At 60.2% G+C, this 25,912-nt stretch carries 15 protein-coding genes; 9 read left to right on the plus strand and 6 right to left on the minus strand.

Annotated features, from left to right (window positions below):
- Positions 1-238 precede the first annotated feature (238 nt).
- Positions 239-2,002: a glucan ABC transporter ATP-binding protein/ permease gene (locus tag QSK43_RS12550; protein WP_332303706.1), complete on the plus strand. Its 1,764-nt coding sequence runs from the start codon at positions 239-241 to the stop codon at positions 2,000-2,002.
- 432 nt (positions 2,003-2,434) lie between these two features.
- Here the strand turns inward: QSK43_RS12550 and QSK43_RS12555 are convergent, their stop codons facing one another.
- On the minus strand, positions 2,435-10,930 hold the full coding sequence (locus QSK43_RS12555) for a GH36-type glycosyl hydrolase domain-containing protein (RefSeq protein WP_332303707.1): 8,496 nt from the start codon (positions 10,928-10,930) through the stop codon (positions 2,435-2,437).
- Positions 10,931-11,502: 572 nt separating this feature from the next.
- On the opposite strand from QSK43_RS12555, the gene QSK43_RS12560 reads away from it, so the two are divergent.
- Positions 11,503-12,684, plus strand: a complete 1,182-nt coding sequence (locus QSK43_RS12560) for a M20 aminoacylase family protein (protein ID WP_332303708.1) — start codon at positions 11,503-11,505, stop codon at positions 12,682-12,684.
- A 71-nt stretch (positions 12,685-12,755) separates the two neighbouring features.
- On the opposite strand, the gene QSK43_RS12565 is transcribed toward QSK43_RS12560, so the two are convergent.
- Positions 12,756-12,899: a hypothetical protein gene (locus tag QSK43_RS12565; RefSeq protein ID WP_084686663.1), complete on the minus strand. Its 144-nt coding sequence runs from the start codon at positions 12,897-12,899 to the stop codon at positions 12,756-12,758.
- A gap of 231 nt (positions 12,900-13,130) precedes the next feature.
- Here QSK43_RS12565 and QSK43_RS12570 point away from each other — a divergent pair, with 231 nt between their 5' ends.
- The gene (locus QSK43_RS12570; protein ID WP_332303709.1) at positions 13,131-14,234 is read left to right on the plus strand and encodes an NAD(P)/FAD-dependent oxidoreductase; all 1,104 of its coding nucleotides are present in this window, start codon (positions 13,131-13,133) and stop codon (positions 14,232-14,234) included.
- Positions 14,235-14,236: 2 nt separating this feature from the next.
- Here QSK43_RS12570 and QSK43_RS12575 read toward each other — a convergent pair whose 3' ends face one another.
- The 4 genes from QSK43_RS12575 to denD all read right to left on the minus strand — a co-directional run bounded on the left by QSK43_RS12575 (position 14,237) and on the right by denD (position 19,016).
- A complete protein-coding gene (locus QSK43_RS12575) occupies positions 14,237-15,211 on the minus strand; it encodes a threonine ammonia-lyase (protein ID WP_332303710.1) in 975 nt (324 codons plus the stop codon).
- Positions 15,212-15,336: 125 nt separating this feature from the next.
- Entirely contained in the window at positions 15,337-17,121 is a 1,785-nt protein-coding gene (locus QSK43_RS12580; protein ID WP_332303711.1) for an IlvD/Edd family dehydratase, read from the minus strand.
- Between the two features lie 9 nt (positions 17,122-17,130).
- Positions 17,131-18,033 (minus strand): NAD(P)-dependent oxidoreductase, encoded by a 903-nt coding sequence (locus QSK43_RS12585; RefSeq protein WP_332303712.1) that lies wholly within the window; start codon positions 18,031-18,033, stop codon positions 17,131-17,133.
- Positions 18,030-19,016, minus strand: a complete 987-nt coding sequence (gene denD / locus QSK43_RS12590) for a D-erythronate dehydrogenase (RefSeq protein WP_332303713.1) — start codon at positions 19,014-19,016, stop codon at positions 18,030-18,032. The genes QSK43_RS12585 and denD overlap by 4 nt, the downstream gene beginning before the upstream one ends.
- Before the next feature lie 198 nt (positions 19,017-19,214).
- On the opposite strand from denD, the gene QSK43_RS12595 reads away from it, so the two are divergent.
- From QSK43_RS12595 to QSK43_RS12620, 6 genes are all read left to right on the plus strand, one after another.
- Entirely contained in the window at positions 19,215-20,660 is a 1,446-nt protein-coding gene (locus QSK43_RS12595; protein WP_332303714.1) for an FAD-binding oxidoreductase, read from the plus strand.
- Between the two features lie 118 nt (positions 20,661-20,778).
- The gene (locus QSK43_RS12600; protein WP_332303715.1) at positions 20,779-21,495 is read left to right on the plus strand and encodes a FadR/GntR family transcriptional regulator; all 717 of its coding nucleotides are present in this window, start codon (positions 20,779-20,781) and stop codon (positions 21,493-21,495) included.
- Positions 21,496-21,701: 206 nt separating this feature from the next.
- Complete coding sequence (locus QSK43_RS12605; RefSeq protein WP_332303716.1) at positions 21,702-22,862, plus strand: fumarylacetoacetate hydrolase family protein; 1,161 nt, start codon at positions 21,702-21,704, stop codon at positions 22,860-22,862.
- A gap of 117 nt (positions 22,863-22,979) precedes the next feature.
- Complete coding sequence (locus QSK43_RS12610; RefSeq protein WP_045019443.1) at positions 22,980-23,510, plus strand: TRAP transporter small permease; 531 nt, start codon at positions 22,980-22,982, stop codon at positions 23,508-23,510.
- Positions 23,511-23,514: 4 nt separating this feature from the next.
- Positions 23,515-24,792: a TRAP transporter large permease gene (locus QSK43_RS12615; RefSeq protein WP_332303717.1), complete on the plus strand. Its 1,278-nt coding sequence runs from the start codon at positions 23,515-23,517 to the stop codon at positions 24,790-24,792.
- Between the two features lie 36 nt (positions 24,793-24,828).
- Entirely contained in the window at positions 24,829-25,836 is a 1,008-nt protein-coding gene (locus QSK43_RS12620) for a TRAP transporter substrate-binding protein (RefSeq protein WP_045019439.1), read from the plus strand.
- Positions 25,837-25,912 lie beyond the last annotated feature (76 nt).

Genomic DNA, 25,912 nt, shown 5'->3' on the forward strand with positions numbered 1-25,912 from the left:
CATATCGTCGTTAGCAATCCCTGAAACGAACATGCAAAATCTTGTGACGGCAGGCCCGGAAAACATCGGGTTCGGTTTTTTCTCGGTTCGCACGCGCGCTCGATTTGTTAAGCCGCCATTCAGACAGAAAGAGCGATAATTACACAAATTTCGCCGTCTCATGCAACCTTGCTAAAAAACCATTGCATTGAGACCGAACAATCAACCGTTCGAAAAGACGCTGGACTGGATTGAAAATTTGACCTTGTTTCAGGTTTACACACGCGCTCTGCGCTATCTGACCGTACATAAGTGGCGGGTGGTGGTCGTTGTCATTGCCAACGTCATTCTTGCGGCGATCACCATTGCCGAACCCGTGCTGTTCGGACGGATCATCGACGCCATCTCTTCCGGCTCCGATGTCACCTCCATCCTCATCCTGTGGGCGGGCTTCGGCGTCTTCAACACCGTCGCTTATGTCGCGGTCGCCCGCGAGGCCGACCGGCTTGCGCATGGCCGCCGCGCTTCGCTGTTGACGGAAGCCTTCGGGCGGATCATCTCGATGCCGCTGTCCTGGCACCATCTGCGCGGCACCTCGAACGCGCTGCACACGCTGCTGCGCGCCAGCGAGACGCTGTTCGGCCTGTGGCTGGAATTCATGCGCACCCATCTGGCAACCTTCGTGGCACTCACGCTGCTTGTCCCGACGGCCATGTCCATGGACCTGCGCCTCAGCTTCGTTCTGATCGGCCTCGGCATCATCTACTGGTTTATCGGCAAGTGGGTCATGAGCCGCACCAAGGACGGCCAGGCCTCTGTCGAGGAGCACTATCACAGCGTTTTTGCGCATGTCAGCGATTCCATCAGCAACGTGTCGGTCCTGCACAGCTACAACCGCATCGAAGCTGAAACGAAAGCGTTGAAATCATTCACCGAAAAGCTGCTGAGCGCCCAATACCCGGTGCTCGACTGGTGGGCTTTCGCGAGCGCCTTGAACCGCACGGCCTCCACCGTTTCGATGATGATCATCCTCGTCATCGGCACCGTGCTGGTGAAGAGCGGCGAATTGCGCGTCGGCGACGTCATCGCCTTCATCGGTTTCGCCAATCTTCTCATCGGCAGGCTCGACCAGATGCGTCAGTTCGTGACCCAGATTTTCGAAGCCCGCGCCAAGCTCGAAGACTTCTTCGTGCTGGAGGATTCCGTCAAGGAACGGGAAGAGCCTGGCGACGCCCGTGAATTGTCCAATGTTTCCGGCACCGTGGAGTTCCGCAACATCAATTTCGGTTTCGCCAACACCAAGCAGGGCGTTCACGACGTCTCGTTCACGGCCAAAGCCGGCGAGACCATTGCGATCGTCGGGCCGACGGGTGCCGGCAAGACCACGCTCATCAACCTCCTGCAACGCGTCTACGACCCGGATTCCGGCCAGATTCTGATAGACGGCACCGATATTTCGACCGTGACGAAGAACTCGCTCCGCAACTCCATCGCCACGGTGTTCCAGGATGCCGGCCTGCTGAACCGCTCCATCCGCGAAAACATCCGCCTCGGTCGCGAATCTGCGACAGACGCTGAGGTCGTGGAAGCAGCGGCAGCGGCAGCGGCAACGGATTTCATCGACAGCCGTATCACCGGCTACCTGACACAGGTGGGCGAACGCGGCAATCGGCTCTCCGGCGGTGAACGCCAGCGCATCGCCATTGCGCGCGCTATCCTGAAGAACGCCCCTATTCTGGTCCTCGACGAGGCAACCAGCGCGCTGGACGTGGAAACAGAAGCACGCGTGAAGGCCGCCGTGGATGCGCTCAGAATGAACCGCACGACCTTCATCATCGCCCACCGTCTTTCCACGGTTCGCGATGCCGATCTCGTGCTGTTCCTCGATCAGGGCCGTATCATCGAAAAGGGGACGTTCGATGAGCTTAGCCAGCGCGGCGGACGCTTCACCTCACTGCTGCGCACCAGCGGTCTGCTGACGGATGATGAAGGCCAGCCCCGGCCAAAGGCCATTGCCTCCTGAGGCTCTTATCTTTCGGAATGCGAAAGGGGCGAACAGCATGCTGTTCGCCCTTTTTCTTTGTCCGCTTCCTGAGATTTTACGACGCGTCATGCGCAGGTCCCGTCAATAGAGCAGGCATCGCCTGTAACTCCGTGCTGGCCCACGATATTCGGCCATCCAGCGACCGAATATCGCCCTGTGAAATCCCTCTGCCAAAACATCGCTTCGAAAGAAGCCTGCTTGTCGTCATAGAGGCCGCACCTAGTGCGAGATCCTTGCTTGGGAAGCTAGGGCATTCCAGTAACAGGACGCGCTCTAAAGGCCAGCGAAGACAACAGGCGCCAAAAGCACCCACGCCAAAACAGCGCCGCATGCAAACACACCCACCATAAAAAATCAGGCCCCTGCGTCACCGCAGAGACCTGATGCAAAGCAGAATGGAAGCTTGCCCACTCAGTCGAAAGGGATCACCCGATTTTTGGGCGACAGGGGTTTGCCGTCGACGGACACGGAGACCTCCGCCGTGCCGGCCTTGCGGCTGACGACGATGTCCTTGGCTTTTCCGTCGAGCGTGATCTTGACCGAGAAACCGCTCCAGTCCTCCGGCAGCGAAGGCGCGATATGAAGCTTGCCATCGGTTCGGGTGATACCGAGAATGCCCTCGATTGCGGCGCGGTAGAGCCAGCCGGCGGAACCCGTATACCAGCTCCAGCCGCCACGGCCCGCATAGGCGCCCTCACCGTAAACATCCGCGGTTACCACATAGGGTTCGACCCTATAGGTTTCCGACGATGCCTCATCGAGCGCATGATTGACCGGGTTGAGCAGCTTGAAGCAGTTCCAGGCCTCTTGGGCGCGGCCCTGCCGTGCGAGGGCAAGAACCACCCAGGTCGCCGCATGGGTATATTGTCCGCCGTTTTCGCGCACACCCGGCGGATATCCCTTGATATAGCCCGGATCGTGCGGCGCGCTCGAGAAGGGCGGAGTGAACAGACGGATGATACCGGTCTTTTCATCGACCAGATGCTCCATCACGGCGTCCATCGCCTGCCGCGATCGGCCTTCTTCACCCTCGCCGGAAAGGACGCTCCAGCTCTGGCCAAGTGAATCGATCCGGCATTCCTCGCTGGTGGCAGAACCAAGCGGCGTGCCGTCATCAAAGTAACCACGACGATAATAACTACCGTCCCAGCCCGCCGTTTCGAGGGCATTGCGCAGCTTTTCGCGATGCGCCGCCCATTTGCCGACACGGTCGGTATCGCCACGCTTCTCGGCGATCTCAATGAAATCACGCAAGGCTCCGGCCAGGAACCAGCCGAGCCAGACGCTGGTACCCTTGCCGCCGACGCCGACGCGGTTCATTCCGTCGTTCCAGTCACCGCCGAGGATCAGCGGCAGACCGTTTTCGCCGGTACGATGGATGGCGAGATCGAGCGCCAGCGCCGCATGTTCGTAGAGACTTGCGGACCTCTCGCTTGTCTCCGGCTGGAAGAAGGCATCGTGCTGGCCCGGCATCAAAGCCGGACCCTTTATGAAGGGGATGCTTTCATCGAGGACGGCGGTATCGCCCGTGGCCGAGACATATTGGTTGATCGCATAGGCGAGCCAGACCACGTCGTCCGAGATCGTCGTGCGGACGCCAGCACCTGTCAACGGCAGCCACCAGTGTTGCACGTCGCCTTCCGCAAACTGGCGGCCTGCCGCACGCAGGATCTGGCTGCGGGCGAGATCCGGCTGGTAGAGCAGGAAGGCCAGCGTATCCTGAAGCTGGTCGCGGAAGCCGAAGGCGCCACTCGACTGATAAAAGGCCGTGCGGGCCAGGATGCGGCACGCCAGCGCCTGATAGGGCAGCCAGTTGTTGACCATGTGGTTGAAGCCGGCATCGGGCGTGGAAACCTGCAACTGGCCGGTAAAGCCGCTCCAGAATGCCTTGCTGCCCTCCAGCACCGACTGGAAGTCCGTCTTGCGAACCTCTCCAACCAGCGTAGCCGCCGCCTCCGCATTATCGGCATCGCCAAGAATGAAGGTCATATGCCGCTCTTCGCCGGGCTTCAGATGGATTTCCTGCATCAGCGCAGCACAGGGATCGCCGTCGACCTCGGTACTGCCGCTGAGCGCGGCGCCGGACACAATGCCCTGCGGGGCCTGCGCCGAGCCGAAACGGCCGATGAATTCCCGCCGGCTGGTCGTGAAGCCGCTTACCTCGCTGTCGAGCGTCAGGAAGGCGGTGCGGGGGCTATAGTCGATGCTATAGGGGTTCGAAGCGAAAATCGCATTGCTGTCGGCATCGTGCCTGCTCAGAATGAACGGCGCGGATTTCTGGCCGTTATTGCCAAGCACCCATTCAACATAGGCATAGACCTTCAGGCGGCGGCTTTTCGAACCCTTGTTGCGAACGATGAGCTGCGAGAACTTGACCGGCTTTTCACGATCGACCGTCTGCGTCACCTCGATTTCCAGCGTGTCCGCCACCCCGGTCAGAACGGAGTAACCGAGACCATGACGGGCTTCGAAGAGGGCTTCCGGATCGCGCGACAATGCGGCGAGTGGCGTATAGAGCTTTCCTGTTTCCACGTCAGCGACGTAGAAAGCCTCGCCCGGCCGGTTGATGACCGGATCGTTGCTCCACGGTGTCAGCTGATAATCGCGCGAATTGCGGCTCCAGGAGAAACCGGCGCCTTCCGCCGACACATGGAAACCGAAACTCTCGTTCGAGATGACGTTGATCCACGGATGTGGCGTGGATTGCCCGCCATGCAGGCGAACGACATATTCCTGTCCGCTTTTGGCGAAACCGCCAAAACCGTTCCAGAAATCGAGATCGCCCGCATCCTCGACAGGCTCCGCAACAGGGAAGGCCGGCACAGGCAGACGGGCCAGCGCAGCCTCGATCGTACCGTCGGGACCGCGATGCGCCGCAAAAAGCGATACTGCGCGGTTGATCTGGTCGACGATCTTGCCGTTGCGCACGTGCAGTACGACGCGGGACGCCGCCAGAAGCGCGCTCCAGGTCTCTTCGTCCATCAGGTCACGGCGCACCGAGAATACATGTGGTCGGCCGCCATCGGCTGGATTGATGCGGCGCTGCGCCTCCGAAATGTGATCCAGCGCATGCTGCATGTCCTGCGCGTAGGATGCTGCCCGTTCGTTGACGATGACGAGATCGAATATGACCCCGCGCGAGCGCAGATATTCATGCGCGCTGAGCGCTTCGCGGGCGATATCCATATCCATATCGTCGTTGATGCGCAGGCTGAAGATCGGGAAATCGCCCGAAATGGCAAGCGGCCACAGCGCCCGCTGCGAAGCGAGACCCGTTTTCAGGGTTTCCGAATCCGCACGCAGATGCATGTCCGGATAGGTCAGATAACGGCCGAGATGCTGGAAGGCCGCAGCCTGTTGCGACGTGACGCCGACATGGCGCATCTGCACCTGCGTGCGCGTCCAGGCATGCACGAGTTCATGGGCGAATGCATCCGGATGGCGATAACGGTCGATCGCCTTGTCGACCTCCTCGCGGCTCGGCGCGGCAATCGTCCAGAAGATCACGCTCACCTTCTTGCCCGCCGGCACGCGCACGGTGCGGCGCAACGACAGGATCGGGTCAAGCGTGAAGCCGTCGGTGCTCGAAAGCGTAGCACCGGCATCGAATGCCGCCGCTTCACCGATCGACCGGCCGCGACCGATAAACTTGGCGCGATCGGTCTCGAATTCCGTCGGACGCGACGGGCCGGCATTATCGGCGGCAAGATGCGCGATGATGGTGCCGGGCTCATTCGGGCTGCGGCGATTGCGCCAGGCGCGGATGACATCACCGCGGCGGCCGATCTCGGTTTGCACGAACATGCGCGAGAACAGCGGATGGGCGTTGTCGTCGTCTTCCGACGCAATGACCGGCTCCATATAGGAGGTCACTTCGATGTAGCGATCCTCGGAACCGACATTGAGCAGCGTGACGCGACGGCCTTCGGCATCGTGTTCGGTGGCGACGATGCATTCGACCACGCTCTGCAGATCGCCTGTGGTTTTATGGAATTCGGCCTTGTCGTCAGTGAAGATCGTCTTGGTCTTTTCGCCTTCGATGACACGTGGCTCGGCCGTGGCGCTCCACCATTGTCCGTTGGTGGTGTCGCGCAGGAAGATGAAGGTTCCCCAGCGATCCTCGGTCGGATCCGCCTTCCAGCGGGAAATCGCCTGGCCGTTCCACTTCGAGTAACCCGCACCCGTCGAGGTCAGCATCGTCGAATAATGGCCGTTCGAGAGGAACACCACTTCGCGGTCGCGCGCGGCCGGGTCGGCGATGGAGCGCACTTCCGCACGCAACAGGTCGGCCTGTTCCTTGCCGGGAGTTTCCGGCTCGTATTTGGCGCTCATGACAGGCACTTCGCGCGGCGCCTTTTCCTGAAGCAGCAGCTCGGCAGCCTCGATCACCGGATCGGAATGGAAAAGTTCGCGCAGCACGCCGTCGAAGGCGACATTGGCGACGGCCGCAATCGACATGCCGTGGTGGTGGGCATAATAATTGTAGACCACCGCACAGACCTTGCCGTCAGGCACACGCGTCGGCGTGAAATCCACCGCATCGTGGAAACCGTACTGACCGAGCGCGCCAAGCTTGCGCAGCTTGTCGAGGTTCTCCAGCGCGCCATCCGGATCGTACTGGCTGGCGAGGATCGACGCATAAGGCGCGATTACCGCATTCTGGCCAAGGCCGCGCTTGAGACCGAGCGTCGGCACGCCGAAGTTGGTGTACTGATAGTTCATATTGTGATCGCGGGCGTTGAACGCCGCTTCGGAAATGCCCCATGGCGTGCCGAGACGGCGGCCGTGGTTCATCTGTTCCTTGACGATCAGATTGTTGGTCTGGTTGAGAATGCCGCCCTGACGCTCCTGCATGACAAGCGGCGGCATCAGATATTCGAACATCGAACCCGACCAGGAGACCAGCGCGCCCTGTGCGCCGATCGGCACGACCTGACGGCCGAGACGGTACCAATGTTCGGTCGGCAGATCGCCCTTGGCGATGGCGAACAGGCTGGTCAGACGGCACTCGGAAGCCAGAAGGTCGTAGCAGGCCTCGTCCAGCTCCTTGCTTTCAACGCGGTAACCGATCGACAGAAGACGGCGGTCCTTGCGGTAAAGGAACGTGAAGTCCATCGAGAAGGCAAGGTTGCGGCTGCGGTCGCGCAGCGACGCCAGACGCTGGCGCAGCGGCTCCATATTGGTGAGGTCGATGGCGCTGTCGGAAATATGCGCCTCGCAGCATTCCACCAGCAATTGCGCCCAGCGGGTCACTTCCGCGCTCTGCTCGGACTGCACCTCGTGATCGACGTTGGTGGCGAGTTTCTGGATGTCGCGGGCAAGCACCGCGAGATTGATGACGCGAATCGACGCGAATTCATGCTCGCGCTTGACGGACGCCAGGGCATTCGAAAAACCGATGATACGCTCTTCGAGCCGGCGATGCAGCGGCCGCAGGTTCTTGCGGTCGTCGGGCAATTCTTTCAGCGTTTCCTGCAAAATGCCGGCGAGATCGCCGATACCGTCCAGATTGCCCTGAAGATGCGCCGACGGCGCCTCCGCCCACTGGCGGCAGGCAGACGAGACCGCAATCAGATGACCGGCGAGATTGCCGCTGTCCACCGCCGAAACGTAGCGGGGACCGAGCGTCTGCAAGGTGTCGGTATGATACCAGTTGTAGAGATGGCCGCGATGCTTCTCCATCTTCTCGACGGTCTCGATCGTGTTCTCGATCCGCTCCAGCGTATCGGCAAAGCTGATCCAGCCGAACTGGCGCGCCGAAATGACGGAGAGCAGGTAGACGCCGATATTGGTCGGCGACGTGCGCGAGGCGACGATCGGCTCCGGCGTTTCCTGGAAGTTGTCCGGCGGCAGGTGGTTTTCCTGCGGTGTCACGAAGGCTTCGTAATAACGCCACGTGCGGCGCGCGATCTTGCGAAGCTCGAAGGAGACGTGTTCCGAAACGAACAGACGGTCTTCGGTTTCCGCAGACTGGCTGACATACCAGGCGACGGCAGGAGACAGGACCCAGAGCAGTGTGAAGGGAATGCCGATCAGGAAGGCATTGTCGCCGGGCAACGCCGCAAACAGAAGGCCGAGCATCGCCACGACGGGCGCATGCCACATCTGACGGTAATAGTCGATGATGCTGCCCTGCGCGCTCGACTGGATGCTGGCGGCGGTGCGCCATTCCAGCATCAGCTTGCGGCTGACGAGCAGACGGTAAAGCGAACGGACAATCGCATCCGTCATCATGCAGGCGGCATCGGCAATGAAGACGATGCGCAGCGCCACCTGCGCATTGGTGGCGCGGATTTCCGACCAGATGGTATGGAAATGCGCCTGCGGCACGATGTCGGTGGAGCGCGGCACGAGGCCGGAGAGCAGGGAAAGCGTGGGCGCGACGAACAGCGAGAAGATCAGCAGGATCTGCCAGATCAGCGCGCCGAGCGGATCCATGAAATACCAGCCGAGGATCGAGGCGAAGAACCAGGCGATCGGCGTCAGCGAACGGCGCAGATTGTCGACCATCTTCCAGCGGCCGATGGCGGTAACGCCCCGGACACGATCGAGAATATAGGGCAGCAGCTGCCAGTCGCCACGCGCCCAGCGATGCTGGCGCGAGACTTCCACCTCGTAACGGGTCGGAAAATCCTCCACCAACTCCACGTCGGTCACCAGCGCGCAGCGCGCGAAGGAACCTTCGAGAAGGTCGTGGCTAAGAACGGAATTCTCCTCGATCCGGCCCTTTAGAGCCGCCTCGAAGGCATCCACGTCATAAAGGCCCTTGCCGGTGAATGTGCCTTCGGACGTCAGGTCCTGATAAACGTCGGAAACCGTGAAGACGTAAGGATCGATACCGCGATTGATCGAGAAGACACGCTGGAAGACGGATGCGTCCTTGCCTGTCGTGAGCGACGGCGTCACACGCGGCTGCAGCAGCCCGTAGCCTTCCACGACCCGGCCGGATTGCGGATCGATTACCGGACGGTTGATCGGGTGATGCATCTTGCCGACGAGCTTGGTCACCGCATCGCGCATCAGGCGCGTATCGGCATCCAGCGTCATGACGTATTTAACATCAGCCGGCACGATGTTTGCGCCGCCGAGGAATGTCGTGTCCTTGTCGCCGCGCAGCAGCATGTTCAGTTCATGCAGCTTGCCGCGCTTGCGCTCCCAGCCCATCCAGCAGGTTTCGGCGGAATTATATATGCGGCGGCGATGCAGCAGGTAAAAACGCGTCTTGCCGTCAAAGGCATAACGGCTGTTCAGTGCCGCAAGCTCACGCTTTGCGTATTCGAGAATCTCCAGGTCGTCGCCGGACTGCTCATGCTGCGCATCGCGCCAGTCGCTGACCAGCGCAAAGTAAATCTCGCCATGCGGATTGGCGAGATAATGCACCTCGATATTGCGCATCATCTCGTCGACGCTGTCGCGGCTCGTCAGCATGCACGGCACGGCGACCAGCGTGCGGGCATCCTGCGGAATGCCGTTCTTGAACTCGTACCCGACCAGCCGGAACGGCTTCACAAAGAAGGTGACGAGCGTGTTGAAGAGGCCCGTTGCGCCTTCCGAGGCGGGCAATGCGAACATCAGCAGGAATGCGGCCACCACGTACCAGGGCATGCCCGCTTCCGCCAGGAACCAGCCGACCGCAAGCATGACGAGCGCAGTGATGAGAAACACCGGCGCGGCAATTGCGAGCCAGTTGAACTTGCGCATCGACCGAACGATATGTTGCGATGCAAGCGGCCGATAACCCAGCGCCTTTTCAAGCTCGAACCGGCGCTGACCGACGAGCACGGAGCCGACATTGACCCGGTGGTTTTCAACCGCCTCGGCAGGCTCGACAGCGCGCGCCATTTCAACGGCGGCACGCGCGACCTCTACCTCGGTCTTGGGAGAACGGCGCGCCAGAAGCTCGATCGTGTTGCGGTAGGTGTTGCGGGAACCGAAATCGAGGATCTCGTAGTCGGTTTCAGCGCGCAGGACCTTGTCGATATGGCTGACTTCCTCGAACCAGACCGACCATTCGGTATCGTCGATCTCTCGCAGGCTCTTGACGATGTTGCCCATCGTCACATTGCCGGATGCCAGGCGATTGTGTTCCGACATCATGACATTTTCGGCGTCGGTTCCCGCAGCGTGCAGGCGCTCTTCGAGCCAGGCTACCGCAAAACCCGATGTCTGGGAGCCGTTTCTGAGGCGATAGAGGAACTGCGTCGCGAAGGTCGGATCGTCGACCAGCGTATCAACCTGCTTGAGAAGCGCTGCCGAGGCTTCCGCATCGTTGAGCCGGATGATCTCGTCGACGACTTCGTTCGCCTTCTGGCGCATGCGGCGCGAACGCTCCACACGAATGGAAATACGGCGAAGATTTTCGATGAGGACGAAACGGATGATGGAGGGCAGCGCCCACAATTCGCCGATCTGCAGCGTCTTCGACGTCTGGTAGCCATCCACCAGCGCCGTCATGTTCTCGCGCGAAACCGTGCTGTGCGTGTGTGCGACATAAAGCCAGCCAAGCGCCATCACCCGCGGGATCGTCACGCCGCCCACCGTCATCGTCGGAAGCTGGCGATAGAACTTGCGCGGAAAATCGCGGCGGACTTCCTGGATCGCCTCTTCGATGACGTAGTGGTTGTCGAGCAGCCATTCCGCAGCCGGCGTTATCGTCGCGCCATTTTCCGCGTCGACGGCCGTCGTGCGGTAGACCCGCAGGATTTCCTTCTCGTTCTCGCGATGGCGCTCGAAGAAATCGAACTCCATGAAGCCGGGAAGATTGTCGGCACCGTCGCGGGAAAGCGCGGCGCCGGCATCATGCAGTTCCTCGACCGTCATATAGGACGCGCGGATCGAATCGTTGTGATCGATCTGCTTCGTCTCGGAATCACGGGCGGCGGCGGTCGGGGTGATATGAAATGACATCGGGCTCGTATTCTGAACTTTAGGGAAACTTGTTCGACTTGACCGGCATCTCGTCCGTGGCGGGAACACGCACGAAATCAGGCCACGCTATATTTACGACTTATCCTGAACCTTGGGTGAACCGGACAGGACGCCTAGCAAAGCGGATCGTCAAACGATGAATATCCGCAAGCACGGCATTTTGTTGCGCAATCCGCCCGATATCCTTGCAAAGTCGGGGATCGGTGCAAACAAGGGGTTTTCGACGACAGGAAAATTGCAGCCTATGGCCCGGCAATGCCGTTCCAACCGGATTTCGCACCTTCCCCCACGGCGAAAATTGTTCGCGCAACGTCCGATAGTCCCCCTTTGACACCTGAAGGGCAACGCGAGACCGAGAAGGCCTGCGCCACATCCGAAAAAAGCTAATGCCCCAAGACGTCAATAGTTCCATGCCACCTGTCGCGATACGATGCAAGCGCTGAATTTCAGGGCCTTCCGGCCCCGGGAACACCCTTACATGCATCCGCATATGCTGCTATGCCCTTTGCAAAAAGCGCCGGAAAAAAGCGGCGTAACCAGGGACTTCGAAAATGACCAGACAGACCGCGAACATCGCATCCTTTGCCAATCATATGCCGGATGTGGTGGCGATCCGCCGCCATCTGCACCGCCATCCCGAGATTGGCCTTTCCGAGTTCCAGACGTCCGATTTCATTGCCGGACAGCTGGTGGAAATGGGCTATGAAGTGACGCGCGGGCTTGCCGGAACCGGCATCGTCGCGACCCTGCGCAATGGCGACAGCACACGTACGCTCGGCATTCGCGCCGACATCGATGCCCTGCCGATCCATGAGGAAACCGGGGCGGACTATGCGAGCGCCAATGAAGGCGTGATGCATGCCTGCGGCCATGACGGACACACGGCCATGCTTCTCGGGGCGGCGAAGATCATCGCCGAACGCAGGAATTTCGATGGAACCCTGCATCTGATCTTCCAGCCGGCGGAGGAGAATTTCGGCGGCGCCCGCATCATGATCGAGGATGGACTGTTCGAGCGCTTCCCCTGCGATGCGGTTTTTGCCCTCCATAACGATCCCGGCTTGCCCTTCGGACAATTCGTCCTGCGCGACGGGCCGATTCTTGCCGCTGTCGACGAATGCAAGATCACCGTCAACGGATATGGCGGCCATGGCGCCGAACCGCAAGATGCCGCCGACCCCATCGTTGCCGGCGCGAGCATCATCATGGCCTTGCAGACGGTGGTGTCCCGCAATATCCATCCGCAACTGTCGGCCGTCGTCACCGTGGGCGCATTTCATGCCGGTGTGGCCAGCAATGTCATTCCCGAAACGGCGGAAATGCTGCTCACCATCCGCTCTTTCGATGCGGGCGTGCGCGACGAGTTGGAAAAACGCATCCGGGCGGTAGCCGAAGGCCAGGCAGCCAGCTACGGCATGAGCGTCACGCTCGAATACGAGCGCGGCTACAATGCAACCGTCAACCACAGGGCGGAAACGGACTATGTCACCGATCTCGCCCGCCGTTTTGCCGGGCCTGAAAAGGTAGCCGAAATGCAACGCCCATCGATGGGCGCGGAAGACTTCGCCTATATGCTGGAGAAACGACCCGGTTGCTATTTCTTCCTGGGCACAGCGCGCACCGACAACGACCCGCCGCTGCATCATCCGAAATTCGACTTCAACGACGATATCCTGCCAATTGGAACCGCCTTCTGGGTCGATCTGGCAGAGGACTATCTCAAGGCGCGATAAACGTAAAAAAGGCCGGTCGGAGGAGCGACCGGCCTTTTATTCTCAAGTTACCTGAGGAAAAACTGGGAGGATCAGGGAACGAGACCGAGTATGACGGCGGCGACAAAAGCCACGCACACGCCGACAAGAGCCGCATGAACCGAATCTCTCCAGTTACGCGGTGACTGGGGCTGCGCGACAAAGTCTTTTACTTTTCCTGCCTTGGAATAAGACATTGTACAACTCCCTTCCTGCTCGGCCCGTCAAAGCGGGCATTGCTCATTTCCCCTAGAGAATAGCTTTATTCCCCACTGTTTCAGTAGAGATAAAATTCCATAAGATCGTCGCATCGGGAAAAATACGGATCGCGACTTGCCCCATGGAAAGCATCAATCTACCCATTGCGCAGGATCAACGCGGCGGACGGCATTTCCGTTCAAAACCATCGGCGGGCTTGGATAGGGACAATGACGGATATCGACGCCATCATCATCGGAGCCGGGGTGATCGGACTGGCGACGGCCCGCGAGCTGGCGATGCATGGCCTCTCCGTCATCATCCTCGAAAGCGAAAAGGAATTCGGCTCCGCAACCTCCTCCCGCAACAGCGAGGTCATTCACGCCGGGCTTTATTATCCTTCCGGAAGCCTCAAGGCCCGCCTTTGCGTCGAGGGCAAAAAGCAGCTCTATGCCTTCTGCCAAAGCCACGGCGTTGCGCACCGCCGCTGCGGCAAACTCATCGTGGCGGCAGATGAAGCTGAAACGGCTCTGCTGGCCGCACTTAAGGACAAGGGTCATGCCAATGGCTGCGACGACCTTGAGCTGATCGACAGGCGGCAGGCGCTCTTGCTCGAACCTGCGCTCACCTGCGTGGCGGCCCTGCTCTCGCCCTCGACCGGCATCATCGACAGCCACGGCTACATGCTGGCACTGCTCGGCGACGCGGAAGATCACGGCGCAGCCCTTGCCCTCAACGCACCCTTTGAAAGGGCGGAAGCGACCCGCGAGGGTTTCAGGGTTCATGTGGGCGGGAAAGAGCCTCTCAGCCTGACGTGCCGGTTGCTCGTCAATTCTGCCGGCCTTCTGGCGCCGATAGCGGCAACAAAGATCGAAGGATTGCCGAAACATGCGATACCGGAGGCGCGTTTCGCCAAGGGCAGCTATTTCTCGCTCACCGGCAAGTCGCCTTTTTCACGGCTCATCTACCCCGCGCCGCATACCCACGGCCTTGGTGTGCACCTGACGCTCGATCTTGCCGGTCAGGCCCGTTTCGGACCTGACGTGGAGTGGGTGGACACCATGGATTACGCTGTCGATCCCCGACGCATGGAAGGTTTCGGCGACGCGATCCGCCGCTATTGGCCGGGCCTGCCTGAGCACGCACTTATCCCGGCCTATTCCGGCATCCGCCCGAAGATTTCAGGACCCGACGAACCGGCCATGGACTTCCGCATCGATGGGCCTGAAACCCACGGTCTTGCCGGCCTCGTCAATCTTTTCGGCATAGAAAGCCCCGGCCTGACCGCATCGCTCGCGATCGCCAATGAGGTCGCGGCGCGGCTGGAGGCCTGATCTCAGCCGAAGCGGGAAAGCGCGCTCGCCATGATCCCCGGATCGACATTGCCGCCGGAGGCGACTGCAATTACCGTTTCGCTCTCCAGTTCGTCGCCGTGAAACAGGGCCGCCGCCAGAGCCACGGCACCACCCGGTTCGACGACGATCTTCAGCCGGTTAAAGGCGAGAACCATCGCCCGCAGCGCTTCCTCCTCGGTCACGGCAAGGCCTTTTCCACAAAGCTGCGACATGATCGGGAAGGTGATGTTACCGGGCTGCGGTGTGACGATTGCATCGCAGAGCGAACCGGAGGTCGTCGCATTGCGCTCTATCCTGCCCGCCGCAAGCGAGCGCGCGACGTCGTCGAAATGTTCTGGCTCTGCGGTCCTGACCCTGTAATCCGGAGCTTTCGCGGCAAGCGCAAGCGAGATGCCGGAGGTGAGGCCACCGCCACCGCAAGGCACCAGAACCTCGGCTGCATCGATACCCAGCTCCGCGCCCTGTTCGACAATCTCCAACCCCACCGTCCCCTGCCCGGCAACGACCAGCGGTTCGTCGTAGGGCTTGATCAGCGTCAGCCCACGCTCGCGCGAAATGCGATCTCCGATGGCGTCGCGATCTTCGTTCTCGCGGTCATAGAGAACCACTTCCGCACCATAGGCGCGGGTATTGTCGATTTTGATCTTCGGCGCATCCGACGGCATGATGATGACGGCAGGCACCCCATGCATACGAGCGGCAAGCGCCACGCCCTGCGCATGGTTGCCGGAGGAAAAGGCGATCACGCCCTTGGCACGCACGTCGTCCGGCAGGCCTGATACCGCCGACCAGCCGCCGCGAAACTTGAAGGAACCCGTCCTTTGCAGGCACTCGGCCTTCACGAAAAGCTTTCGCCCGGCAATCTCGTCCAGAAAATGCGACGATAGAAGCGGTGTCCGCACCGCATGGTTGCCGATACGCTCACGCGCCGCCTCGATCATCGAAATATCTGTCATGCCCTGCCCCTGTGATGCGAATTCGCGGGTACATTAGGAGGTCGCAATCAATTGCGAAACCATCCGGACAAGAAAAATCCCCGGTCGTGGCCGGGGATTTGTCGTCGTGGTCAGTCAGCACCTTGTCAGTGGTTGTGCCGTGGCATCTTCTCGGCAATCCGGCGGAAATCCGCAGCCCCTTCCAGCACCGCGCCGTCCGAAAGCTGGGTCACCGATTGACGGTAGATGCGCTGCCATGGTGTGGCATCGGCGGGCACCGCAGGAATGCCGTCAGCCTTGCGGATCTCTATTTCCGCATCCGGCACCAGCACATTGCACTGACCCTGATTGAAATCGATGCGGATCACATCGCCCGTACGAAGCCATGCGAGACCACCACCGGCAGCACTTTCCGGCGAGGCATTGAGGATCGACGGACTATCCGCCGTTCCCGATTGCCGGCCGTCGCCGATTGTCGGCAGGCTGGTAATACCTTTTTTCAACAGCGCGTCCGGCGGCTGCATGTTGACGACTTCCGCCGAGCCCGGCCAGCCAAGCGGACCCGCACCGCGAATGACGAGAATGGTGCGCTCGTCGATATCGAGGGACGGATCGTTGATGCGGGCGTGATAGTCTTCCGAACCATCGAACACCACACATTTGCCCTCGAAAACTCCCTCGCGGCCCGGCTCGCTCAGATAACGCTGCCGGAATTCCGCCGAGATCACGCTCGTCTTCATGATGGCGAAATCGAACAGATTGCCCTTGAGAACGAGGAAACCGGCCCGTTCCTTCAGCGGCTTGTCGTAGGGCAGGATCACGTCGCGGTCGGTCGATTCCCGGCCATCAAGATTTTCCGCCACGGTTTTTCCAGTCACGGTCGGACAGCTCCCGTCGAGTTTGCCCGCTTGCAGAAGTTCCCACATGATGGCCGGTGTGCCGCCGGCGCGGTGATATTTCTCGCCCAGCCATTTGCCGGCGGGCTGGACATTGGCGAGCAGCGGAATGTCGTAACCGTGAACCTGCCAGTCCTCCTCGCGAAGCTCCACGCCCGCATGTTTCGCCATAGCCGCCAGATGCGGCTGTGCATTGGTAGAGCCGCCGATTGCAGAATTGACGCGGATCGCGTTCAAAAACGCCTCGCGCGTCAAAATATCGGAGGGCTTGATGTTCTCGATGACCAGTTCTACGGCGCGGCGGCCGGTGCGATAGGCCATCTGGCCGCGCTCGCGGTAAGCGGCGGGGATAGCGCCGCAACCGGTCAGCGACATGCCGAGCGCTTCGGCAATGGCGTTCATGGTCGAGGCCGTGCCCATGGTGTTGCAATGACCGACCGACGGAGCGGATTCGAGCGCCGCCTGCAAAAACTCCTCGCGGGTGATTTCGCCGGCGCCATATTTACGGCGCATGCGCCAGATGACAGTGCCGGAACCGACCAGATCGCCGTCGTGGTATCCGTCGAGCATCGGCCCGCCGGACAAAACGATGGCCGGGATATCGACCGTGCTTGCCGCCATCAGCGCCGAAGGCGTGGTCTTGTCGCAGCCGGTGGTCAGAACGACGCCGTCGAGCGGATACCCGTAAAGCACTTCGACAAGGCTGAGATAGGCAAGATTACGGTCAAGCGCCGCCGTTGGGCGTTTGCAGTTTTCGAACATCGGATGGGTCGGAAACTCGATCGGGATACCGCCCGCATCGCGGATACCGTCGCGCACCCGCTTGACCAGCTCCACATGAACCCGGTTGCAGGGCGTCAGGTCGCTGCCGCTCTGGGCGATACCGATCACCGGCTTGCCGGACCGCAACTCTTCCGGTGTCACGCCGTAATTCATGAAGCGCTCCAGATAGAGCGCCGTCATGTCGAGATGGTCAGGATTATCGAACCAGTCCTGCGATCGCAGGCGTCTTGCCAATGTCTTGTCGTCGCTCATGAGACCGCCTCAGCCCTGTTCCCGGTTGTTGAGTTTTTCGAGGTAAAGCAGGATGCCGCTATGGTCGACATCGGCTCCGCCATCACCGACGAAGTCATCGAATTCCCGCGTCACCTGCTGGGTCAACGGCAATGTCAAAGACAGATCCTTCGCCGTCGCCAACACGCCGTTCAGATCCTTCAGCTGGAACTTGGAAGGGCCGCCCGGCACGAAATTGCGCTTCACCATGCGTTCGCCATGCAGTTCCAGGATCCGGCTTTCGGCAAAACCGCCGCGTATGGCGTTGCGGAACCCCTCACGGGATGCCCCGCCCGCTTCCACCAGCATCATCGCCTCGGCAACCGCACCGATGGTGATGGCGACGATCTGCTGGTTGGCGAGCTTGCAGAGCTGGCCAGCACCCGAGGGGCCGACATAGGTGAGCCTGCCCATCGGCGCGAAGACATCCGAGAGACCGGACACCAGCGCCTCGTCCCCACCGGCCATGATGGCGAGCGTACCCGCAGTTGCGCCCGGCACGCCGCCGGAAACCGGCGCATCGATGTGATGAATGCCCAATGCCTCCAGTCGGGAAGAGTGTTCGCGCGCAACCGGCGGCGCAATCGAGCTGCTGTCGATCACAACAGCGCCTTTTTCCAGCACTTCGGCCACACCCGCCTCGAACAGCACTTCGCCAACGGCCTTGCCGTCGCTCAGCATGGTGATGACGATATCGGCGCCCCTGGCAGCTTCTGCCGGCGATGCCGCCAGAACCGCACCATCGGCAACCAGCGCCTCAGCCTTTTCGACGCTGCGGTTCCAGACCGTGACCGCAAAGCCAGCACCCAGCAGGCGTCGGGCCATCGGTCCGCCCATCAGGCCGGTGCCGATAAAGGCAACGGACCGCTTCTTCTCCTCCCGATTGACGCTCATTTCAATGAACCTCCCAGTTCGTCTTCGATATGAACCTGAATGATCTCTTCGAAGGAGCTTTCAGCCGTAAAGCCCAGTTCGCGGGCACGCTTCGCTTCGAAACCGGGCGCCCAGCCTTCGCACATGCGCATGATCATCTCGTTCGGCTCGCGGCGGATGAGGGCAACAGCCTTTTCGCCAGCAACCTTGCGCAACGCTTCGATCTGCTCGCCAACGGTGGCGCTGAGACCCGGCATCGACAGGTTGCGGCGCGGGCCGACCTTTTCCACATCGATCGTCGCGCCGTGGAGAAGGAAACCGACGGCAGAGCGCGGCGAGGCGTGCCAGTGGCGAATGCTTTCCGGCACCGGCAGAACCGCTTCCTGGCCGACCAGCGGCTCGCGCAGGATATTGGAGAAGAAACCGGAGGCAGCTGCATTGGGCTTGCCGGGACGAATGCAGATGGTCGGCAGGCGAATGCCGATACCGTCGAAGAAGCCGCGACGGCTGTAGTCGGACAGTAGCAGCTCGCAGATCGCTTTTTGCGTTCCGTAGCTGGTCAGTGGCGTGGAGTGGAAGTCATCCGGGATCGGATAGGGAAGCGGCGCACCAAACACGGCGATCGATGAGGTGAAGACCACGCGCGGCTTGTAACCGTCCTTGCCGTTGGCAATGCGGATCGCATCGAAGAGATAACGCGTGCCGTCGAGATTGATACGGTAACCCTTGTCGAAATCGAGTTCGGCTTCGCCGGACACGATGGCGGCGAGGTGAAAGATGACATCTGGGCGGGCTTCGACCAGCTTTTCGGCTTCGCCGGGCGCGGACAGATCGGCCGCGCGCGCATCGACCGCACCGGAAAACCCGGCGGGCGCTTCGGGCTGGAACACGTCGATAAGCGTGAACCTGTCGATCGGCTTGCCGCCAAGCGATCCGTCCTTGACCAGACGCTGCGTCAGCTTGCGGCCAACCATGCCGGCGGCGCCGATGATTGCGATATGCATGTCTTCCTCCTCTTTGGCCCGGTCATTCTCCCGAGACCGAAAAAACACCATCGGCTTAGGGGCCGATAAATTAGCTTGTAAGGTTGTCTGATAACCTTATATGATTTGATTGAAAATAGTATTTTTTCACAAACCGGTAAAAGCAAGGCGAAAGACCCTTGTCCGGGTATCTAGGGCGGATTGGACGGAGAGGGTGGAATGACGATCGTGAGCGAACACGATATCGAGGAATTGCGGTTCTCGCTGAAAAACAGGCTGGGCGAAGCTCTGCTGCTGACATCGCAGGAAGACATGCTGCGCTATTGCCGTGATTGGCACGGCGACGTCACGAGTTCGGCCGTGGCCGTCATTCGTCCCCGTTCGACCAAGGAAGTCTCCGACACGGTTCACGCCTGCGCAGAACTCGGCCTCTCCATCATCCCCCAGGGCGGCAATACCGGACTGGTGCTCGGCGGCATTCCCGATGCGCCAAAGCGTCAGATCGTGCTGAGCCTGGAACGCATGAACGCCATCCGCACCATAGACAGCGACGATTTTTCGGCCGTCGTCGAAGCCGGCTGCATTCTCTCGGAATTCAAGGATGCGGTTCAGGACAAGGGAATGTTCTTCCCGCTGTCCCTTGGCGCACAGGGCAGCTGCCGTATCGGCGGCAACGTCTCCACCAATGCCGGCGGCATCAACGTCCTGCGCTACGGAATGACCCGCGAACTGGTGCTGGGTCTTGAAGTGGTATTGCCTGATGGCACCATCTGGAATGGCCTGTCGACGCTGCGCAAGGACAATCGCGGCATTGACCTGAAGCAGCTTTTCATCGGCGCGGAAGGAACGCTCGGCATCATCACGGCGGTGGCCGTCAAGCTTTATCCCAATCCCGAACATGTCGAGACGGCGCTGCTCGGCCTCAATTCGCTGGATGATGCCATCAAGCTTTACCGCCGCGCCCGCCGCGAATGTTGCGACCTGATGTCCGCCTTCGAATTCATGCCGCCCGTCGCCTTCACGCTTGCGATCGAAGCCATACCCGACCTCAAAATGCCGATCGCCGGCGATTATCCGGCCTATGTGCTGATGGAAATTTCCGGCTCGGGGCTGGTGGACACGGCCGACCTGATGGGCCGCTTCCTTGAGGGCGTCATGGAAGACGGTCTGGTGCTGGATGGCGTCATCGCCTCCTCGCGCGCACAGGCGCAGTCGCTTTGGCTGTTTCGTGAGGGCATGAATGAAGGCCAGGCGCTGCGCGGCAGTCATATGCGCACCGATATTTCGGTGCCGCTGTCGAAACTCGCGGCTTTCGTGGCGGAAGCGGAAGCAGAACTGGCGGAAAAGCTGCCGGAATGCCTCGCGGTTTCCTACGGCCATGTCGGAGACGGCAACGTCCACCTCAACGTGCTGCCGCCAAACGGTGCGACGCCGGAAGAGCGCGAGACGTTCATCTACAAGTCTAAAACGCTCGTCAACGACGTCCTCGACCGTTATGTCGGCAGCATCAGCGCCGAGCACGGCATCGGCCGCCTGAAGCGCTCCGATTTCGAAAGCCGGCTATCTGATGTGCAGCGCCGGATGATCACGGGTTTGAAAAACGCCTTCGACCCGGATTTGCGGATGAATCCCGGTTGCCAGATAAGCTTGCAACCGGATAGCTAATCAAAAAATAGCAAAGGCGACCGAACGCGCCGCCTTTGAAAACCCCGCTGGCGGCGAAGGAGGAAGTCGCCTGCCGCGGGAAAAACGAACCAATCGTTTCTGTGGAACGGGAGCAATCATGACGCTGGAGTTCAATCAGATACATCGCAACGACCATCTGCCCGGCCGGATCGCCGCGGAGATCGCCCGCGAGATCAATGATTCGAAACTCGGGCCGGGCGACAGGCTGCCGACGGAACATGTCTTGGCGAAAACCTTCGGTGTCAGCCGCTCGGTCATTCGCGAGGCAATCGCGCAATTACGCAACGAGGGTTTTGTCGAAACGCGCCAAGGCGTGGGTGCATTCGTCACGGATCCCCGACAGAGACTGTCCATCCGCATCGAGCGGTCCCGCCTGAACGATCCGGAAAATTTCCGCGATCTCTTCCAGCTTCGCATGCCGATGGAAATCGAGGCCGCAGGTCTCGCAGCACTTCACCGCAGTCCCCAGCAATTGGCGCGTCTGGCGGCGGCGCTGGAAAAGATGAAAACCGCTGACGACTGGTCGACGGAAGGCGTTGCGGCCGATCTCGACTTCCACCGCATTCTGGCGGAAGCGACGCAGAACGAATATTTCCTGATGTTCCTCGGTTTCATTGCGGAACGCATCAGTTCGGCCATCAACATCGCCTTCTCCCGTGCTGTTTTCGGCGAGATTCTCAAGGTGACGATCGCCGAACATGTGGCGATCTACGAAGCTGTCGAGAACGCCGATGCAACTGCGGCCAAGGACGCCATGCGCAAGCATCTGCTGGGTGCCGCAAGCCGGGTAAATCTGGAACTGGATATCTTCTGAGCAGCGAACAGAGGTACGAACGGCAAAGCTATAGGACAGGTTTCAAAGCTTTCCAGCGATCCAGTCACAGAAGACGATAATTTTGTCCGCGAGACCGCTAGACTCGTCGCAAAAGTCATACTAAGAAGAATGAGATTAGGTTGTCAGACATCCAGACAATAAGACCGCAGGAGGCGGCTGTCGGAGATCTGAAGGGGAGGATATACATGACCGGTTCAAGGTCCATCGACGTTACCGCAATTTTGCCTGAAGATTTTGAAAACGCCTTGCTCGTTGGCCGCGTCTGGTCGAAAAGCGAAGGCGGCCCCTGCCCCGTCCTCCTTAAAGGCGGCGTGCTCTACGACCTGACCTCTGTCTCCCCGACCATGTCCGAACTTCTGGAAAAGACCGATCTCATGGAGCGGCTTGCAGAGACCGGCACATTCGTAGCGCTTGGCGCGCTTGAGGCCTTTCTGGATGGCTCCGCCGGCGAACTTCTCGCCCCCAACGACATTCAGGCTGTCAAGGCCGCGGGCGTCACCTTTGCCGACAGCATGCTGGAACGCGTGATCGAGGAGCAGGCCAAGGGCGACCCGCTGCGCGCGCAGGAAATCCGCGGACGACTGGCGCCGGTTCTGGGCGACAGCCTCAAGGGACTTGAGGCCGGTTCCGAAAAAGCAGCCGAAGTGAAGAAACTGCTCCAGGAAATGGGCCTCTGGTCGCAATATCTGGAAGTGGGCATCGGCCCGGATGCGGAGATATTCTCCAAGGCGCAGGCCATGGCCTCTGTCGGCTGCGGCGCGCTGATCGGCGTTCACCCGAAATCGCAATGGAATAACCCGGAACCGGAAGTGGTGCTCGCCATCGCCTCCGATGGACGCATCGTCGGCGCGACGCTCGGCAACGATGTCAACCTGCGCGATTTCGAAGGCCGCTCCGCCCTGCTGCTCAGCAAGGCGAAAGACAATAACGCCTCCTGCGCGATCGGTCCTTTCATCCGCCTGTTTGATGGAAACTTCACCATCGAAGACGTGAAGAAGGCGCAGATATCGCTGCTGGTCGAGGGCGAAGACGGTTTCACCATGACGGGTGCCAGCGCGATGCAGGCGATCAGCCGCACGCCGGAAAACCTTGCGTCCCAGCTCTTGAACCGCAACCATCAATATCCTGACGGCGCCGTCTTTTTCCTTGGCACGATGTTCGCGCCGGTGAAGGATCGCCATGGCCCGGGTCTCGGTTTCACCCACTCCAAGGGCGACCGTGTCGAAATCTCGACGCCCAAGCTCGGCAAGCTGATCAACTGGGTCACGACAACAGACGAATGCCCGGAATGGACGTTCGGCACCGCGGCCCTGATGCGCAATCTGGCGAAACGGGGGCTGCTCTGAGCAATCCGGCAAAAGTGCATCGCGGTTTTGCGTCCGGAATTGTGAAAAACCAATAAATGGGGCATTGAAGGTGATCCTTCGCCGGAAATGTTCCGGATATTTCTTCGGGAGGGGAAAATGCAAAAGACCATCAATCTCTTTTACCGGATTCTCGAAATCATTCTCGTCGTGCTGCTCGCCGGCATGTCGATCATGGTCTTCGTCAACGTTGTCATGCGTTATTCGATGAATTCCGGCATCAACATCTCGGAAGAACTGTCGCGCTACTTCTTCGTCTGGCTGACCTTCATCGGTGCCGTGCTGACCTTCCGTGAAAACAGCCACATGGGCATCGAAACCCTGGTAATGTTCCTGTCGCGCCGCGCCCGCGTCGTCTGCATGATCGCATCGAACATCATCATTCTGGGCTGTTCCGCCATCTTCTTCTGGGGAACGTGGAAGCAGTCCGCCATCAATGCGAGCATGCATGCGCCTGTCACCAAGCTGTCGATGATCTGGGTCTACGGCATCGGCATGTTCACCGGCGGCCTGATGTTCATCATCGCTCTGGAGCGCCTTTACCGTTATGTGACGGGCCGCGTGACAGAGGACGAAATCGCCCAGTTCGCCGGCGAGAACCTCACGATCGAACAGCTTTCGGAGCGCTGATACCATGACACTTTTCGTTTTTGTCGGCTCTCTTCTCGGAGCCATGGCGATTGGCGTTCCCGTCGCTTTCTCGCTGATGTTCTGCGGCGTCGTGCTCATGTGGTACATGGGCATGTTCAACACCGCGATCATTGCCCAGAACATGATCTCGGGCGCCGACACCTTTACGCTGCTCGCCATCCCCTTCTTCATCCTGGCCGGCGAGTTGATGAATTCCGGCGGTCTTTCCCGCCGCATCATCGACTTTGCGATTGCGCTTGTCGGCCATATCAGGGGCGGCCTCGGCATCGTGGCGATCGTAGCTGCCATCATCATGGCCAGCATCTCCGGTTCGGCGGCAGCCGATACCGCAGCCCTTGCCGCAATCCTTATCCCGATGATGGCGAAGGCTGGTTACGATATTCCGCGCTCCGGCGGCCTCATCGCCGCGGGCGGCATCATCGCCCCGGTTATTCCGCCTTCCATGGCCTTCATCGTCTTCGGTGTCGCCGCCAATGTCTCGATCACCCAGCTCTTCCTTGCAGGTATCGTTCCCGGTATTATGATGGGCATTTCGCTGATCATCGCGTGGCTGATCGTGGTCCGCAAAGATAACATCAAGCCCCTGCCCAAAACTTCCGCCAAGGAACGTCTGGTTGCCACGGTCCGCGCCGGCTGGGCGCTTGGCATGCCCGTCATCATTCTCGGCGGCATCAAGGCAGGCATCATGACCCCGACGGAAGCCGCGGTCGTCGCTGCCGTCTACGCTCTCTTCGTCGGCATGGTGATCTATCGCGAATTGAAGCCTGCGGATCTGTTCCACGTGCTTCTGCGCGCGGCCAAGAGCACATCAATCATCATGTTCCTCGTCTGCGCAGCACTCGTCTCCGCCTGGCTCATCACGGCAGCGAACATTCCAAACGAGGTCGCGGGCTACATCGAGCCGCTGATCGATCGTCCGATGCTTCTGATGGTCGCCATGATGGTGCTGGTGTTCATCGTCGGAACCGCGCTCGACCTGACGCCGACCATCCTAATCCTGACGCCCGTTCTGATGCCCATCGTCAAGCAGGCGGGTATTGATCCGGTTTATTTCGGCGTATTGTTCATCATCAACAACGCCATCGGCCTGATCACCCCTCCGGTTGGGGTGGTGCTCAACGTGGTCAGCGGCGTCGGACGCATTCCGCTCGGCAAGGTCACGATGGGCGTGTGGCCTTTCCTCGTCGCGGAAACCATCGTTCTGGCGTTGCTGGTGATTTTCCCCGACATCGTCATGGTTCCATTGCAGTATCTTCGTTAATCGCCACTTCTCGCAAACAATCCAAGGGAGGATATTATGAGAAAGCTTCTTCTGACCACCACAGCCATCGCTTTCGCCGTCGGCGCGGCAGCACCGGCAATGGCCGAATTCAACAGCCGCAACATCCGCGTCTCGAACGGCATCAATCAGGACCATCCCGTCGGCAACGGCATCAAGGCCATGCAGGCCTGCCTGGACGAAAAGTCGGGCGGCAAGCTGAAGCTGACGGCATTCTGGGGCGGCGCGCTCGGCGGTGACCTCCAGGCAACGCAGGCCCTGCGCTCCGGCGTTCAGGAAGCGGTCGTGACATCCTCGTCGCCGCTCGTCGGTCTCATCCCGTCGCTCGGCGTCTTCGACCTGCCGTTCCTGTTTTCAAACGCCAAGGAAGCCGATGCCGTCATGGACGGCGCCTTCGGCGACATGATGAACAAGAAGCTGGAAGAACAGGGCCTCGTAAACCTGGCCTACTGGGAAAACGGCTTCCGCAACCTGTCGAACTCCAAGCGCGCCGTGAACAAGTGGGAAGACTTCTCCGGCCTCAAGGTTCGCGTGATGCAGAACAACATCTTCCTCGACACCTTCCAGAACCTCGGCGCCAATGCGACGCCGATGGCTTTCGGCGAAGTCTTCTCGGCGCTGGAAACCAATGCGATCGACGCCCAGGAAAACCCCTATGTGACGATCGACACCTCGAAGTTCTACGAGGTGCAGAAGTACATCACCGAGACGAACCACGCCTACACGCCGTTCCTCTTCCTCTTCTCCAAGCCGATCTTCGACAGCTACACGCCTGAAGAGCAGACGGCCCTGCGTGAATGCGCAGTCGTCGGCCGCGACGAGGAGCGTAAGGTCATCCGCGAACTGAACCAGAAGTCGCTGGAAAAGATCAAGGCGGCCGGTCTCGAAGTGAATACGCTGTCCGCCGACGAGCAGGCCCGTATCCGCGAGAAGTCGATGATCGTCTACGAAAAGCACAAGGCTGAAATCGGTGCTGACGTGGTTGACGCCGTTCTGGCTGACCTGAAGAAGATCCGCGGCCAGTAATCCTGACTGCATGCAATTGAAAACACCCGGAGGTTCCGCCTCCGGGTGTTTTTGTTTGCGGAAATTACAGATCAAA

Source organism: Rhizobium sp. GR12, from assembly GCF_036596185.1.
GTDB classification, from domain to species: domain Bacteria; phylum Pseudomonadota; class Alphaproteobacteria; order Rhizobiales; family Rhizobiaceae; genus Agrobacterium; species Agrobacterium nepotum.

Bases quoted from the DNA above. Each gene is read 5' to 3' on its own strand.
- QSK43_RS12555 (WP_332303707.1), bottom strand. From the start codon at position 10,930: ATGTCATTTCATATCACCCCGACCGCCGCCGCCCGTGATTCCGAGACG.
- QSK43_RS12560 (WP_332303708.1), top strand. From the start codon at position 11,503: ATGACCAGACAGACCGCGAACATCGCATCCTTTGCCAATCATATGCCG.
- QSK43_RS12565 (WP_084686663.1), bottom strand. From the start codon at position 12,899: ATGTCTTATTCCAAGGCAGGAAAAGTAAAAGACTTTGTCGCGCAGCCC.
- QSK43_RS12570 (WP_332303709.1), top strand. From the start codon at position 13,131: ATGACGGATATCGACGCCATCATCATCGGAGCCGGGGTGATCGGACTG.
- QSK43_RS12575 (WP_332303710.1), bottom strand. From the start codon at position 15,211: ATGACAGATATTTCGATGATCGAGGCGGCGCGTGAGCGTATCGGCAAC.
- QSK43_RS12580 (WP_332303711.1), bottom strand. From the start codon at position 17,121: ATGAGCGACGACAAGACATTGGCAAGACGCCTGCGATCGCAGGACTGG.
- QSK43_RS12585 (WP_332303712.1), bottom strand. From the start codon at position 18,033: ATGAGCGTCAATCGGGAGGAGAAGAAGCGGTCCGTTGCCTTTATCGGC.
- denD (WP_332303713.1), bottom strand. From the start codon at position 19,016: ATGCATATCGCAATCATCGGCGCCGCCGGCATGGTTGGCCGCAAGCTG.
- QSK43_RS12595 (WP_332303714.1), top strand. From the start codon at position 19,215: ATGACGATCGTGAGCGAACACGATATCGAGGAATTGCGGTTCTCGCTG.
- QSK43_RS12600 (WP_332303715.1), top strand. From the start codon at position 20,779: ATGACGCTGGAGTTCAATCAGATACATCGCAACGACCATCTGCCCGGC.
- QSK43_RS12605 (WP_332303716.1), top strand. From the start codon at position 21,702: ATGACCGGTTCAAGGTCCATCGACGTTACCGCAATTTTGCCTGAAGAT.
- QSK43_RS12610 (WP_045019443.1), top strand. From the start codon at position 22,980: ATGCAAAAGACCATCAATCTCTTTTACCGGATTCTCGAAATCATTCTC.
- QSK43_RS12615 (WP_332303717.1), top strand. From the start codon at position 23,515: ATGACACTTTTCGTTTTTGTCGGCTCTCTTCTCGGAGCCATGGCGATT.
- QSK43_RS12620 (WP_045019439.1), top strand. From the start codon at position 24,829: ATGAGAAAGCTTCTTCTGACCACCACAGCCATCGCTTTCGCCGTCGGC.